This window comes from bacterium, assembly GCA_030699905.1.
Taxonomy (GTDB): Bacteria; Patescibacteriota; Minisyncoccia; order Phycocordibacterales.
Map to the genome: position 1 here is coordinate 28,102 of JAUYKQ010000029.1, position 13,546 is coordinate 41,647.

The following is a 13,546-nucleotide window of genomic DNA, read 5'->3' on the forward strand; positions in this document are numbered from 1 at the left end:
TAAAATTTATGCAAATTATAAAAAACAAAAAGGTTCAGCTTGGATTTGTGATAGCGGCACTTCTCTTCACTGTATATTTTTTGTTTTTCAGGGGAGGGTCCGATTCACCTCAACTGTCCCCCGGGACTTCTTTTGTCACTGAAACGGTTTTTAATCCTGTGGACATAATAGTCGGCAGAGAGCTTCTTGCTCTTCTTGCCGAAATGAAGGCCATAAGAATAGACAAAAGTATTTTTGATTCTCCTTTGTTTGACGGTTTAAACGACCTTAGCGTGCCTATAGACCCGCAGCCCTTAGGAAGAAACAACCCGTTCGCGCCCTTTGGGAGCGATGTCAATGCTACAAGTACGGAAAGCGCTACTGCCGGCGGTTTGGAGATATAGGCGACAAAAGTTACGAGACGACAAAATTCGGCGCGAACGTTTCTTCTTTTATCTTTGTGGTAGGAAAGTTTATGGGCTCTAAGTTGCATTTCATTCATGACTTTTTTAGAAAACCTGATAGAAAAAAAAATATTAGAGAAAAAAGATATTGCCGCCATTAAAAGCGAAATTCAGAAAAGTGGCAAAGATCTTGACGACGCGCTAATAAAACGCGGAGTTTCAGAGGCGGTTTTGTTAGAGGCCAAGTCCTCCTATTTTGATATTCCAAAAAGGGTTTTAAACAGCCAAAACATTCCTTTTGAGACCCTGAAATACGTGCCGGAAGAGTCGGCTCTTTACTACCGATTTGTTCCTATCGGACTTGCCGACGGTGTTTTGGAGGTGGGCATCGTGGACCCTGACAATATAGAAGCTCGGGACGCTTTGAATTTTATATCGGCCAAAGTAAACCTGCCTTTCAAAATATTTTTGATAACAAAAACGGACTTTGACAAAGTCATGCAGACGTACAAAGGACTTTCAAGCGAGGTTACGAGGGCTCTTACCGAGCTGGAGTCGGAACTGTCAGAAGAAGAAGTCGTGCAAGCGTCGGTTCAAAAGACCGCCGATGGCGAAACCAGAATAATAGAAGAAGCGCCCGTTACTAAAATAGTCGCCACCATGCTTCACTACGCCACCGAAGGACAGGCCTCGGATATTCATGTGGAACATGTGGGAGACAAAGTCCGCGTTCGTTTTAGGGTTGACGGTATTTTAAATACCAGTTTGATATTGCCGGTCAAGGTGCACGCGGCTGTAATCGCCCGCATAAAAATACTCTCCAATATGCGTCTTGACGAGAAAAGAAAACCGCAGGACGGCAGATTTTCGGCCAAAATCGCCGGAAGAAAAATTGACTTTCGCGTTTCCACTTTTCCTTCTTATTACGGCGAGAAAATAGTCATGCGTATTTTGGATACGGAAAAAGGCGTCTTGCCCACGGATAAAATGGGTATTTCAGAGAGAAATTTGAAAATGATAAAAGAAGCGATTAACAGACCGTACGGCATGATACTCATATCGGGACCTACCGGTTCGGGAAAATCAACCACTCTTTACTCCATGATTAACGAGCTGGACAAGGAAAAAAAGAACGTTCTTTCTCTTGAAGATCCGGTGGAATACAACATCCCCGGCATGAGTCAGTCCCAAGTTCGTCCGGAAATCGGCTACACGTTTGCCTCCGGACTCAGAAGCACTCTCCGTCAAGACCCTGACGTGATAATGGTTGGCGAGATAAGAGACAAAGAAACCGCACAACTGGCCGTTCAAGCGGCTCTGACCGGTCACTTGGTTCTTTCCACCATACACACCAACAACTCTGTAGGTGTAATTCCTCGTCTTATAGACATGGGTGTTGACCCGTACCTTATCGCGCCGACTCTTATATTGGCAATCGCCCAGCGTCTGGTAAAACAAATATGTCCCCAAACAGGCAAGCCGATTCCGGTGGAAGGAAGCATTAAGGCCACTATAGACAAACAGTTTGCCGATGTGCCTGAAGAGTTTAAAAAAGACATTGTTTTTGAAAAAGAGGTCTTGGAGGCGGTTCCGAGCGAAGAGTGTCCAAAAGGCACGCGGGGACGTTTGGCGGTGTTTGAAATATTGGCAATGGATCGCGCGGTTGAAAAAGTCATTTTGGAAAATCCGACAGAAGCGGCTCTTATGGAAGTGGCTCGCGCGCAGGGCATGCTTACCATGAAAGAAGATGCCATAATAAAATCGTTTGAGAAGAAAATACCATGGGAGGAAGTCAACAAATTGTAAATTTCTGTTTGAAAGTCAGAAAAAGTCCATTGAAAATCCGAGCTGTGGATACAAACTTTATTTACTTTGCTACAATATATCTATGAAGGATTCGCAAACTGGAAAAAAACTACTAATAGTGGATGACGATAAGTTTCTGGTGAATATGTATTCGGCCAAATTCAAATCCGAAGGGTTTGAAGTGGAAACGGCGAATAACGGCCAAGAGGCCTTGGGTAAAATAAGGAATGGTCTGCAGGCCGACGGGGTGGTCTTTGATATAGTCATGCCTTCTATGGATGGGCTGGAATTTTTGAGAGTGATGAAAAAAGAAAACCTTTTGCCGAATGCCGCTTCTATAGCCCTGACAAACCAAAGCCAGCCCACTGATATGGAAGAGGCGGAAAAGCTCGGTGTTAAAGGATATATAGTCAAGGCCTCCACTATCCCTTCGGAAGTGGTAGAGGAGGTAAGAAAAATTTTAAAAAAATAAAATACGATTCCAATCTGCAAATGACACCGGCGCGACGCGAGAGCGTGTCTCGCCAATTTAAAACGGCTTCTCGTTTGTTTGCGGTATTGGGGTTACGATTTGAACATGGACTATAAAAAAGAATTATTCAATCTGATAGAAGACGTCATTAAAGAAGGAGGGTCGGATCTGCACATATCGGAAAACAAGAATCCCACCATCAGAGTGTCCGGTTTTCTCGTGCCCCTTGTAAGCAAGGCGGTTTTGACCCATAAAGACACTATGGGTTTTCTTGACGAGCTTTTGGCTCCGGCAAACAAAGAACTTTTTATGCGAGAACAGGTGGTTGATTTTTCTTACGGCTATAAGGACAAAGTCCGTTTCAGAGGAAATGCCTTTTTCCAGCAAGGGGCGGTAAGTATCGTTTTACGTCTTATACCCAAGGAGATTAAAACAATTTCCGAGCTGAACTTGCCTCCGATACTGGAGACATTCACCCAGAAGCAACAAGGGTTTTTTCTGGTTGTCGGTCCGATAGGACACGGAAAAACCACCACTTTGGCTTCAATGATAGAGCTTGTAAATCAGACACGGCCGGAACACATAATGACAATTGAAGATCCGATAGAATTCGTTTATGAACAGAAACAGTCAATCGTGGACCAGAGAGAAGTCAGGATAGACGCAAAGGACTTTCATTCCGCTTTAAGCAGTATGTTCAGGCAGGATGTTGACGTTCTGCTTATCGGAGAAATGAGAGATACCGAAACGATTTCAGCGGCAGTTACGGCGGCTGAAACGGGACACCTTGTTTTTTCAACTCTTCACACCAACAACGCCGCTCAGACAATAGACCGTATAATAGATTCTTTCCCCGCCGCCCAACAAGACCAGATACGGGTACAGCTGGCATCCAGTTTGTCCGGCATTTTTTCACAGCGTCTTTTGCCACGTATCTCCGGCGGACTTATTCCGGCTTACGAGTTGCTTATAGCAAACAACGCGGTTTCCAACCTTATTCGTGAAAAGAGAAGCCACGAGATAAACACTGTTATAGAAACAGGTCTTGACGAGGGCATGATATCATTAAACCGTACTCTGGCCGATCTGGTGCGAAGCGGAGAAATAACTGCCGAAAATGCCATGCTTTATTCTACGAATCCGAAAATACTGGAGAGGATGATGTAATCACGAAACATGTAACGCCATAATATGAAACGTGTAACTTGTAACGTGTAACGCCGGAAAAGAAATACTCTGACGCTACACGTTATACGCTTCGCGCTATACGCTTCACGCTACACGATTTTGACGCTACACGCTACACGCTACACGTTATACTTTATACTCTATGCTTTTCAAATACACTTCTATAGACAGCACCGGCAAAGAGGCGCCGGGAAGCATTGAAGCCATAAACGAAGATGTCGCCATTTCCTCACTGCAAAGGCGGGGAATGGTCGTGGCTTCAATAGTGTCCGCAGAAAAGAGCGGGATTTTTGACATGCGCATCTCCTTTTTTGAGAGAGTGGGCTCAAAAAATATCGTTCTATTGTCTCGGCAAATTTCCACGCTGTTTGAGGCCCAAGTATCGGCTTTGCGTATTTTTCGGCTTTTGGCGGCGGAGAGCGAAAAGCCGGTCATAGGAAGGATACTGACCGAAGTGGCGGATGACTTGCAAGGTGGCAGTTCCATTTCCAAAGCGCTTTCAAAACATCCAAAAATTTTTTCAAAGTTCTATATAAGCATGGTAAAGGCGGGAGAAGAGTCGGGCAAATTGGACGAAACGTTTCTTTATCTCGCCGACCACATGGAAAGGACGCACGAACTTACTTCCAAAGCTAAAAACGCTTTTATATATCCCGTTTTTGTCATAATCGCTTTTGTTGGCGTTATGGTGCTTATGCTTACAACCGTAATTCCGAATCTTTCCAGAATTCTGATAGAAAGCGGACAAGAATTGCCTATTTATACGAGAATAGTCATGGGAATCAGCGATTTGTTTGTCAATTACGGTTTGTACATGCTGGTAGCTTTAATAATAGGAGGATTTTTCTTTGTTAGATGGGCTCGGACACAAAATGGTAAAAGAGGATTGGCCAGAAGCAAGATTTCCATTCCTTATGTGGGTACACTTTACACAAAACTTTATCTGTCTCGCATTGCTGACAACCTGAATACCATGCTTGCTTCCGCCATTCCGATTGTTAAGGCGCTTGAAATAACGGCCGAAGTGGTGGACAACGCCGTCTACGAGAAAATTCTCTTGGATGCCGTTGAGGCGGTCAAGGCAGGCAGTCCCGTTTCAACTTCTCTGTCAAGAAACCCCGAAATCCCCGGCATCATGATACAAATGATGAAAGTGGGGGAAGAAACAGGAAGTATCGGAGATATTTTGAAAACACTCGCAAGATTCTACAGGCGGGAAGTTTTAACCGCCGTTGATACTCTAATAGGGCTTATAGAGCCGGTTCTTGTCATTCTTTTGGGTCTCGGCGTGGCGTTTCTTTTGACTTCCGTTCTTTTGCCCATATACAACATTTCCGCCGGTTTTTAAGAAATCTGCCGACTCTGGTTTATCCACAAGGTATTCACGCGCGGTGTGAGAAAAACCTGTATAATAATTTAGCAGCGTGGACGGGGTTTATTTGAGATTTGATTAAAATTAAGAAAATTGCAACTCATGATTATGAAAAATAAAGGTTTTACGCTCATTGAGCTTTTGGTTGTTATCGCCATAATCGGTATTTTATCTTCAATTGTCTTGACCTCTCTCGGCGCCGCCCGCGAAAAAGCGCGTGATGTCAAAAGAATTGCCGAAATCGGGCAAATCCAGCTTGCTCTGGCGCAATATGTTGACTCTTGTGGTGAATATCCGGACTTGTTGGACCCATTGGCTGATAATGGTTGCTCCGGTGTGACATTGGGTACTTATATGGACCCGATTCCAACCGCTCCGGTCGGAGGAGAAGCCGAAGAATACACTTACGATGTTTCATTGGACAACAGCTCGTATTGTCTGGGGGTTGGACTTGAAGCAAGCAACAGTTTCGCTAAGACCCAATGCACGAGCACCAACGTAACATCGGATTTTGAATACAGAGTACAGCCCTAACCTTCGGACTATATTAAACTCTCCGCGTCTCGCGGGGAGTTTTTCCTGTTTTTGGTGGTCTTTAGGGGACTGTTGCCGAATATCCATTTTGGCTGATTTCCCCAAAATTCGGCTACGGCTTGTTTCAAATTTTTGGCCAATACTTCCAGTATTAAGCCAAAAATTTGAAACTTCGCCTCGCACGAATTTTGAAAAAATCACCTCAAAAGCCTATTCGGCAAAAGTCCCTTTAAGTGCTAAAATTTAAAAATGGATTTCATTTCACTTTTTTTTGTCTTTGCGTTGGGCGCGGTCATCGGCAGTTTTTTGAACGTCGTGGTGCTTCGGTATAATACGGGCAAGATATCGGACGGACGCTCCATGTGTTTTTCCTGCGGGAAAACTTTAGCTTGGAGTGAACTCGTTCCAATCCTCAGTTTTTTCCTTCAAAAGGGCAAATGCGCTTCTTGCAATTCAAAAATTTCCTGGCAATACCCCGCTGTAGAGTTTTTAACCGGTATTGTTTTTATTTTTGTCTTTGCTCAAGAGTTTTCCGGTTCCTTTTCTTTTTTTGACGTTTTGAACCTGCTTGCTTCCTTGGCTATCTGGTCTTTGCTTATCGCCATTGTTGTTTACGACATGCGTCATAAAATAATTCCCGACGGTCTGGTCTGGTCGTTTGTGGGGCTGTCTTTTTTTCAGGGACTTTTTTTGTTTTTAAGCGCAAACGGCTGGAGCTTCTCTGAGGTCTGGAATTTACCCGCGAGCCATTTTTCTTTTTTTGAGACATTTATCGGTGGGGAGTTCTCAACGTGGCTTTTGTCCGGTCCTGTTCTCGCCACTCCTTTTGCTCTGATATGGCTTGCATCGGGTGGCAGATGGATGGGACTGGGGGACGCAAAAATCGCCTTGGGTTTGGGTTTTTATCTCGGGCTCTGGCCTGCTTTTTCGGCCATTTTGCTGGCTTTCTGGATCGGCGCCATTTGGGGTATTGCCGTCGTTTCTTTAGGCAGGATAAGCGAGTTTTATGCTTTGTCTTATGGCGACAAACATCATACAATGAAGAGTGAGATTCCTTTCGCTCCTTTTCTGATTATCGGAATGTTTCTTGTTTATATATGGGGAATAGATATTACCGTTCTGGTGTCAAAACTTCTGTTGGTGACGTAGCGCTTTTACTCGTTTAAAGGACAGCTTATACCATCTCCAATTAACCATTTCACACAAATCCATGAATTTTGGCTGCAAAACTTCGCTTCGCGCTCGCCATATCTCAATATGGCTCGCGCTCCAGCTCGTTTTTCGCCGGAAATTCAAGAATTTGTTAATGTGAAAGCGTTAATTGGAGATGGTATTAAATATTAAATGTTCGCGCCTTTGAAATACCAAAGAAAAAATACCGGAGGTTTTTCCATTATAGAACTTCTGATTGTCATTGCCATCACGATACTTATCATTACCATCGTGATTATAAGTCATAGCCGTTTTCGCGGTTCGGTGCTTGTGACCAATGCCGCTTACGATACGGCGCTTTCCATAAGACAAGCCCAAAGTTACGGCATAAGTTCCAGACAGTTTGGTACGGGGCAGTTTGAGTATGCCTACGGAATCCACTTTAACGCCAGTTCAAAAAGCTCTTTTGTCTTGTTTGCCGATGTAAATGGCAATGGAAAATACGATGGCAGTGTCGGTTCAAGCTGTAGCGGTTCAAGTGAATGCGTAAAGGTATTTTCCTTGATTGGCGACAATACGCTCTCTGTTTGCGGGGTGGACGTCATCGCTTCACTGCCCACGAGGATAAATGAATGTGACATCAGTTACCTTGATATAATGTTTAAGCGTCCGGAGCCGGACGCTTGCATCCGCTCAAACAGAAGCAGTGATCTGCCCGGAAGCGGAGTCACGTGTCCGCTGAATTCCAGATACAGGCAGGCGACTGTAGAAGTATCTTCTACGCAAGGCATGAAAAAAACGGTAGAAATTTTCGTAACCGGTCAGATTTCGGTAAAATGAAGGGACTGTTGCCGAATTTTGGGGAAATCAGCCAAAATGGATATTCGGCAACATTCCCATATATAATTTTGTAACATGGGACAGATGACACCGAACATAAAAAATAAAGAAGGAGACAGGAAAAACAAGCATTTTCAGGGAAGGGTATTAAACATTCCCGCTCGGGCATGCGCGGGGCGTTTAAATTGTAGAGGTTTTACTCTTGTGGAACTCATTGTATCGGTGGCGATTTTTTCAATTGTCATGGTGGTGTCCGTCGGCGCCATACTTTATATCATAAGCGCCAACAGACAAGCCCAAGCCATGAAAGCCGTCATGAACAATTTGAATTTCACTCTTGAAAGCATGGCGAGAAATTTACGCATGGGCAGTAACTACCATTGCGGATTGTCCGGCAACCTGTCTTTGCCAGCCAACTGCGAGACCCAAAGCCAGCCGGCGGTGGTATTCAGGTCTTCTTCGGGAGGTATTGTTTCTTATGAACTCTCCGGAACCGAAATTGTGAGAGGTGATTCAAACGGACGCCTGTCTTTAACTTCAGAAGACATAACCGTTGAGACCTTGAGTTTTTTTGTTGAAGGGGCCGCCTCCGATGACAACAACCCCGCCAGAATATTGGTGACAGTCGGAGGCAAAGCCAAAGTCGGACCCAGAGCGGAAACAAGATTTAACCTCCAAACCTATGTTGTTCAGAGGTATAGAGATGAAACCGATTAAATTTAAATATGTTTTATAAATCTAAAAAAAGAGGATTTTCTCTTATAGAAACCATAGTGGCGGTGGCAGTATTGGCGCTTTCTGTCACGGGGCCTCTGGTGGTGGCGGAGAAAGGGCTTACCGGAGCCAGAGAAGCCAAAAATCAAATGATTTCCTCGTATCTCGCCCAAGATGCTTTGGAATTTGTCAAAGCCGTACGCAATGAAAATATTTTCAGGGGCAGGAACTGGCTTGTGGGTTTGCAGAATTGCGCGTCAAGCGACGGCAGTAAAAAATGCACCTTAGACACTGTAGAAAAGACAAGCAAGACATGCCCGTCCGCCTCTTGCGACAGCCGTCTGCGTTTTGAAGGATGGTATTCAGACAACGCGCGTTACGGATACAGTTCCTCTCTTCCGGAAGTTACCAACTTTTGGCGTGAAGTATACATTACAAGCATCACCGGCGGGGAGGTTAAGGTTTCCGTGGTTGTAAAATGGGTAACCCCTCCTTTTCCTCAAAAATCGTTTACGGTTGAAAGCAACATGACGAACTGGGATTAATATGAAAAAATTACAATCTCCATTGAATTTTCAAAGCGACGACTTAAGAGACAGAGGATTCACCTTACTCGTCGCTCTTATGACCGGCGTGTTGCTTTTGTCAATCGGACTGGCGATTATGGGTATTTCTTTGAAAGAAGTCCAATTGTCGGCTTCGGGTCGTGATTCGCAATTCGCCTTTTACGCCGCCGACTCCGGTATGGAATGCGCTCTTTTGTGGGACCGTGTTCCTCCGGACCCCGATATGGAAGAAAGTCCCTTCATGAGTCCGGCTGCTTATAACAATCAGTTGGTATGCAACGGCTCGGCTGTACCTTGGACAAATTACAACGAAGGGTTTCCTGTTCCGGGAGGATACGCGACTTCAACGGAATTCGTCGTGAACTACGGAAAAGAATGCGCGGTAATAAGTGTGGTTAAAAACTTTGGAGGACAAGGCAAAACGGTTATACATTCAAGGGGACGCACATATTGTTCTCAGCCGGGGAGAAGCGACAGGGTAGAGAGGGGAATAAAAGCGGAATATTAAAGAACTGTGAATTACGAAACACCTGCTTCCCCCCACGAGGGAAAGCTCCCAAAAAAGTGACCCATCCTTCGCCAAGGCTACGGCATGGCGAAGCGCTCCAAGGGCGCTTGCCCTGGGCTCAGGTCACTTTTTTGTGGCTTTCCTCGTGGGGGGGCCACCTGCTGTATTTCGTAATTCAAGATATATTAATTACCCTCTCCCGACGTGTTATACTGTTTTCGTATGGCAAAACCTTCTCCAGAGACAAAGAAAAGGGCGGAAAAACTCAAGGAAACCATAAACCGATACCGTTATGAATATCACGTTTTGGACAAGGAGAGCATTTCCGCCGAGGCCTTGGATTCACTGAAACGCGAACTTTCAGAGCTTGAAAAAGAATATCCGGAGCTTTTAACGCCGGATTCTCCGTCTCTTCGCGTGGCCGGCGAGCCACTTAAAGAATTTAAAAAAACGCCCCACAAAGTGGCGCAGTGGTCTTTTAACGACGCTTTTACCGAAGAAGACATAAAGGACTTTGACGTTCGGGTAAGGCGTTTCCTGAAGCAGGGGGGAATAGAAAACGCTAAGCCGACATACACGGCCGAACTCAAAATTGACGGCCTAAAAGTCGTCCTTGAATATGAAAAAGGCGTCTTAAAAACCGCCGCCACTCGCGGAGACGGTCTGGTGGGAGAAGACGTAACTCATAACGTAAAAACCATAAAGTCGGTACCTATTTTTTTAGACAATCCGATTGACATAATCGTGGAAGGGGAGGTTTGGATGAGCAAAAGCGGACTGGAACATCTGAACAAAAAAAGGAAAGACGAGGGCGAGCCGCCTTTCGCAAATCCGAGAAACGCCGCCGCGGGGTCCATCCGCCAGCTTGACCCGCGCGTGGCGGCAAAACGCGAACTGGACACTTTTATTTACGACATCGCTCTTATCGGCAATTCTCCCCTGCTCCCCTACCAGAGGGGAGCTCCCGAGTCAGCGAGGGTGAGGGGTGGGAGTAAAGGGAGTACTCCTTCTGAGGAGGGAGGGATTTCTTTCCCCCAAACCCAATCCGAAGAACTAAAACTCCTCCGAAATTTGGGCTTTAAAGTAAACGACGAATTTAAGCACTGCAAAGATATTGACGAAGTAACTGCTTACTGGAAAGACGCCTACAAGAAATCGGCCAAGCGCGACTACCTTATAGACGGAGTGGTGGTGAAAGTCAACGAAAAAAGCTATCAAGAAGCGCTCGGTTACACGGGCAAGGCCCCGCGCTTCGGTATCGCCATAAAATTTGCGGCCGAGCAAGCGACCACTGTGCTCGAAGACATAATTTTCCAAATCGGCCGAACCGGCGTTATCACCCCCGTGGCGACACTGCGTCCCGTCTCTGTTGCCGGCTCAACCGTTTCCCGCGCCACTTTGCATAACGAAGATGAAATAAAACGGTTGGATATCCGCATCGGTGATACCGTGATAATCCAAAAAGCTGGCGATGTTATTCCCGATATCGTAAAAGCGGTAATAGAGATGCGAACTGGCAAGGAGAAGCCGTTTGAATGGCCGACTCGTATTCCGGAATGTGGCGGGGACGGACGGATAGAAAGAATTCCCGGGCAGGCCGCGTGGCGATGCGTCAATAAAAATTCCTCCGCCCAACATAGGCGAAAACTCGCGCATTTCACTTCTAAAAAGGCCTTCAATATAGAGCATCTGGGGCCAAAAAACATTGACGCTCTCTTGGACGCGGGGCTCATAGCCCATTTTGACGACATTTTCGCGCTTAAAAAAGGAGACCTTTTAAATCTTCCGCGCTTCGCGGAAAAATCCGCGGACAATCTTTTAGAGGCGATAGATAAAGCCAGAGAGGTTACGTTGTCGCGTTTTATCATCGCACTTTCTATCCCGCATGTGGGAGAAGAGACGGCAGAGGATTTGGCAGACCATTTTGGCGACATTGACGTTCTCCGCAAAGCCAAAAAAGAAGAACTTGACGCTTTGGAAAATGTAGGCGAAATAATGGCCGATTCAATAGCCGAATGGTTTTCGGATAAGGAAAATCAAAAAAAGGTTGAACGACTTCTTAAGTATGTAAAAATAAAATTGCAACCGAAAAAAGAGAGCGCCAAACTGCCGCTTTTCGGTAAAACTTTTGTTTTAACTGGCACATTGGAAACACTTTCCCGCGAAGAAGCCAAGCAGAAAATTAAGGCCTCTGGGGGCGATGTGGTATCCGCCGTTTCTCAAAATACCGATTTTGTGGTGGCAGGAGAAAATCCGGGGAGTAAACTCAATAAAGCCAAAGAGTTGGGCGTAAAAGTATTAAATGAAGAGGAGTTTTTAGCTATTGACAAATATGACGTTTAGGTGTATGATAGTAGGTAAAGTTCTTTGATAGGAGGTAAGAATTGTTTACCACACTCAAGTTTTAACGAAGGTGGGCGAGTGGTCATAGCCAAAAGGTCTTGAGAAGCTCAAAATCAAAGTTTTTTGGCTATGACTACTAATGTGGTTGGTTCTGGCAAATACAAAAACCGCCTGCTGTGAAAACATCGGGCAAACAAAAGAAAGGATGATGACATGAAAAAAACGGTGAAGGCGATTCTTGCGGAGGTCTTCTCTGGCAACGCCGGGTGTCTCAGGCACATTTCGACCGGCAAAAGTGTCGTAATCGTAATCGGTGCAACTAACGGCACCGAAACTCTCGTGACGGCGGACGACGTGTTCAGTTGGATCGGCCCAGATTTCAAGAATTTTGGATGCGACAAAGTTGAACAGCCGACGCCGGACACTTCGGTTGAAGTGTACGAGCAGGTTGAGAATGCCGACTACCGAAAAATCTTCAGTAGTTTCGGCCAGAATTTGGACCGGCTCTGTCTCACGACACCGCAGATCAAAACGTTTGTCCGTGATCACGCGGACAATTATTTGCGCGAAGAAGGTTGGGCGGTGTTCCTCTTTCTCTTCAAGGTGAGAAATGTGGAAACAGGAAAGGATGAGTTCTTCGTGGCGCACGTGATCCGGCGCGAGGTTGGCGACAGCAAGGTGACTCTGAGCCCCTTGTCCTACAACAATGTCTGGTCTGCCAAGCGTCGCCACCGCGTGGTCGTCCCGAAACTGTAGTTCCCGGGTACTCTGTTCTTTTGATCCTTTGGATCTCAGTCCCTCTGACCCTTGTCAAAATTTTGGCAAGTCGGAGGGATTTTTGTATACTAAAAAAGCAACACAAATGGTTGACACTAAAAATACAAAGTATATACTATGTATTATGAAAACGGTAACAAGTATAAAATTAGATAGGGATGTAAAAAAAGAGGCCAGCAAAATCGCGTCCGAAATGGGACTCAATTTAAGTTCCGTGGTTAATGCCACTTTGAAAAATTTTGTCGCGGAACGCAGATTGGTTTTTTCTCTTGCTCCGGAATTTAACACTAAGAAGGAAAAAGTTCTACTTAAAGCGAAAAGCGACGCGATTAAAGGTAAAAACGTTATCGGTCCATTTAGCAATATTGAGGAAATAAAGGGCTCTTTGATGGGTTAAAATACTTCATGCGTATCTCGTACCATAGAAACTTCAAAAAAGCTTTGCGAAAACAAAAGCAAAAAGTCCAAAACAAGTTCTGGGACAAACTGGAAGTGTTTGCTGAAGACCAGTTTCATTACTCTCTTAATAATCACGCTTTAGTCGGCAAGTTTAAGGGAACAAGAAGTATTGATATTACCGGGGATGTGAGAGTCCACTACGAGGAAGAAAGTAGCGGTATCATTCTTTTGGACATAGACACCCATTCTCAACTTTACTAGAACCCATCTCAAAATATGATTACATATAAGCTCCTCGGCTCGGAAAAGTGAAAATCAGAATTTTCCCCTTTCTCTCGCTCTATGTCGCTTATAAACCGTTATGAATAAAGATATAAACAAACTTGGCTACTGCGACCGTTTTTTCTCGGCTGCGACTTGTCGCTCAACCTCGCCGTATCTCGATACGGCTCGGTTTCCGCGACGGCGTCTCGCCAGAGAAAAAACGCTCTC

16 protein-coding genes are annotated in these 13,546 nt (G+C 45.2%); 15 read left to right on the forward strand and 1 reads right to left on the reverse strand.

Features of this window, described 5'->3' with window-relative positions; translation table 11 throughout:
- The first annotated feature begins 8 nt into the window (after positions 1-8).
- The 6 genes from Q8P86_04010 to Q8P86_04035 all read left to right on the forward strand — a co-directional run bounded on the left by Q8P86_04010 (position 9) and on the right by Q8P86_04035 (position 5,755).
- A complete protein-coding gene (locus Q8P86_04010; GenBank protein ID MDP3996827.1) occupies positions 9-383 on the forward strand; it encodes a hypothetical protein in 375 nt (124 codons plus the stop codon).
- 96 nt (positions 384-479) lie between these two features.
- Positions 480-2,189 (forward strand): GspE/PulE family protein, encoded by a 1,710-nt coding sequence (locus tag Q8P86_04015; protein MDP3996828.1) that lies wholly within the window; start codon positions 480-482, stop codon positions 2,187-2,189.
- Positions 2,190-2,271: 82 nt separating this feature from the next.
- Complete coding sequence (locus Q8P86_04020; protein ID MDP3996829.1) at positions 2,272-2,661, forward strand: response regulator; 390 nt, start codon at positions 2,272-2,274, stop codon at positions 2,659-2,661.
- 105 nt (positions 2,662-2,766) lie between these two features.
- Entirely contained in the window at positions 2,767-3,828 is a 1,062-nt protein-coding gene (locus Q8P86_04025) for a PilT/PilU family type 4a pilus ATPase (protein ID MDP3996830.1), read from the forward strand.
- A 163-nt stretch (positions 3,829-3,991) separates the two neighbouring features.
- Positions 3,992-5,197, forward strand: coding sequence for a type II secretion system F family protein (locus Q8P86_04030; GenBank protein MDP3996831.1), 1,206 nt, complete (start codon positions 3,992-3,994; stop codon positions 5,195-5,197).
- Between the two features lie 132 nt (positions 5,198-5,329).
- Positions 5,330-5,755, forward strand: a complete 426-nt coding sequence (locus Q8P86_04035; protein ID MDP3996832.1) for a type II secretion system protein — start codon at positions 5,330-5,332, stop codon at positions 5,753-5,755.
- An 8-nt stretch (positions 5,756-5,763) separates the two neighbouring features.
- Here the strand turns inward: Q8P86_04035 and Q8P86_04040 are convergent, their stop codons facing one another.
- Positions 5,764-5,895, reverse strand: coding sequence for a hypothetical protein (locus Q8P86_04040; GenBank protein ID MDP3996833.1), 132 nt, complete (start codon positions 5,893-5,895; stop codon positions 5,764-5,766).
- A gap of 109 nt (positions 5,896-6,004) precedes the next feature.
- On the opposite strand from Q8P86_04040, the gene Q8P86_04045 reads away from it, so the two are divergent.
- The 9 genes from Q8P86_04045 (at position 6,005) to Q8P86_04085 (ending at position 13,315) form a co-directional block, all read left to right on the forward strand.
- Entirely contained in the window at positions 6,005-6,904 is a 900-nt protein-coding gene (locus Q8P86_04045; GenBank protein MDP3996834.1) for a prepilin peptidase, read from the forward strand.
- A gap of 207 nt (positions 6,905-7,111) precedes the next feature.
- Positions 7,112-7,747: a hypothetical protein gene (locus tag Q8P86_04050; GenBank protein MDP3996835.1), complete on the forward strand. Its 636-nt coding sequence runs from the start codon at positions 7,112-7,114 to the stop codon at positions 7,745-7,747.
- Between the two features lie 84 nt (positions 7,748-7,831).
- The gene (locus tag Q8P86_04055) at positions 7,832-8,464 is read left to right on the forward strand and encodes a type II secretion system protein (protein ID MDP3996836.1); all 633 of its coding nucleotides are present in this window, start codon (positions 7,832-7,834) and stop codon (positions 8,462-8,464) included.
- Between the two features lie 8 nt (positions 8,465-8,472).
- Positions 8,473-9,006, forward strand: a complete 534-nt coding sequence (locus tag Q8P86_04060; GenBank protein ID MDP3996837.1) for a prepilin-type N-terminal cleavage/methylation domain-containing protein — start codon at positions 8,473-8,475, stop codon at positions 9,004-9,006.
- A gap of 1 nt (position 9,007) precedes the next feature.
- Positions 9,008-9,535 (forward strand): pilus assembly PilX N-terminal domain-containing protein, encoded by a 528-nt coding sequence (locus tag Q8P86_04065; protein MDP3996838.1) that lies wholly within the window; start codon positions 9,008-9,010, stop codon positions 9,533-9,535.
- Positions 9,536-9,757: 222 nt separating this feature from the next.
- Positions 9,758-11,878, forward strand: coding sequence for an NAD-dependent DNA ligase LigA (ligA, locus tag Q8P86_04070; protein ID MDP3996839.1), 2,121 nt, complete (start codon positions 9,758-9,760; stop codon positions 11,876-11,878).
- A gap of 213 nt (positions 11,879-12,091) precedes the next feature.
- On the forward strand, positions 12,092-12,634 hold the full coding sequence (locus Q8P86_04075; protein ID MDP3996840.1) for a hypothetical protein: 543 nt from the start codon (positions 12,092-12,094) through the stop codon (positions 12,632-12,634).
- Between the two features lie 145 nt (positions 12,635-12,779).
- On the forward strand, positions 12,780-13,052 hold the full coding sequence (locus Q8P86_04080) for a type II toxin-antitoxin system RelB/DinJ family antitoxin (GenBank protein ID MDP3996841.1): 273 nt from the start codon (positions 12,780-12,782) through the stop codon (positions 13,050-13,052).
- 8 nt (positions 13,053-13,060) lie between these two features.
- Positions 13,061-13,315: a type II toxin-antitoxin system mRNA interferase toxin, RelE/StbE family gene (locus tag Q8P86_04085; protein MDP3996842.1), complete on the forward strand. Its 255-nt coding sequence runs from the start codon at positions 13,061-13,063 to the stop codon at positions 13,313-13,315.
- Positions 13,316-13,546: the final 231 nt, after the last annotated feature.

Excerpts from the sequence above, each read along its gene's own strand:
- Q8P86_04080 (MDP3996841.1), top strand. The coding sequence starts at position 12,780 with ATGAAAACGGTAACAAGTATAAAATTAGATAGGGATGTAAAAAAAGAG.
- Q8P86_04015 (MDP3996828.1), top strand. The coding sequence starts at position 480 with ATGACTTTTTTAGAAAACCTGATAGAAAAAAAAATATTAGAGAAAAAA.
- Q8P86_04020 (MDP3996829.1), top strand. The coding sequence starts at position 2,272 with ATGAAGGATTCGCAAACTGGAAAAAAACTACTAATAGTGGATGACGAT.
- Q8P86_04075 (MDP3996840.1), top strand. The coding sequence starts at position 12,092 with ATGAAAAAAACGGTGAAGGCGATTCTTGCGGAGGTCTTCTCTGGCAAC.
- Q8P86_04035 (MDP3996832.1), top strand. The coding sequence starts at position 5,330 with ATGAAAAATAAAGGTTTTACGCTCATTGAGCTTTTGGTTGTTATCGCC.
- Q8P86_04025 (MDP3996830.1), top strand. The coding sequence starts at position 2,767 with ATGGACTATAAAAAAGAATTATTCAATCTGATAGAAGACGTCATTAAA.
- Q8P86_04030 (MDP3996831.1), top strand. The coding sequence starts at position 3,992 with ATGCTTTTCAAATACACTTCTATAGACAGCACCGGCAAAGAGGCGCCG.
- ligA (MDP3996839.1), top strand. The coding sequence starts at position 9,758 with ATGGCAAAACCTTCTCCAGAGACAAAGAAAAGGGCGGAAAAACTCAAG.
- Q8P86_04065 (MDP3996838.1), top strand. The coding sequence starts at position 9,008 with ATGAAAAAATTACAATCTCCATTGAATTTTCAAAGCGACGACTTAAGA.
- Q8P86_04055 (MDP3996836.1), top strand. The coding sequence starts at position 7,832 with ATGACACCGAACATAAAAAATAAAGAAGGAGACAGGAAAAACAAGCAT.
- Q8P86_04010 (MDP3996827.1), top strand. The coding sequence starts at position 9 with ATGCAAATTATAAAAAACAAAAAGGTTCAGCTTGGATTTGTGATAGCG.
- Q8P86_04045 (MDP3996834.1), top strand. The coding sequence starts at position 6,005 with ATGGATTTCATTTCACTTTTTTTTGTCTTTGCGTTGGGCGCGGTCATC.
- Q8P86_04060 (MDP3996837.1), top strand. The coding sequence starts at position 8,473 with ATGTTTTATAAATCTAAAAAAAGAGGATTTTCTCTTATAGAAACCATA.
- Q8P86_04085 (MDP3996842.1), top strand. The coding sequence starts at position 13,061 with ATGCGTATCTCGTACCATAGAAACTTCAAAAAAGCTTTGCGAAAACAA.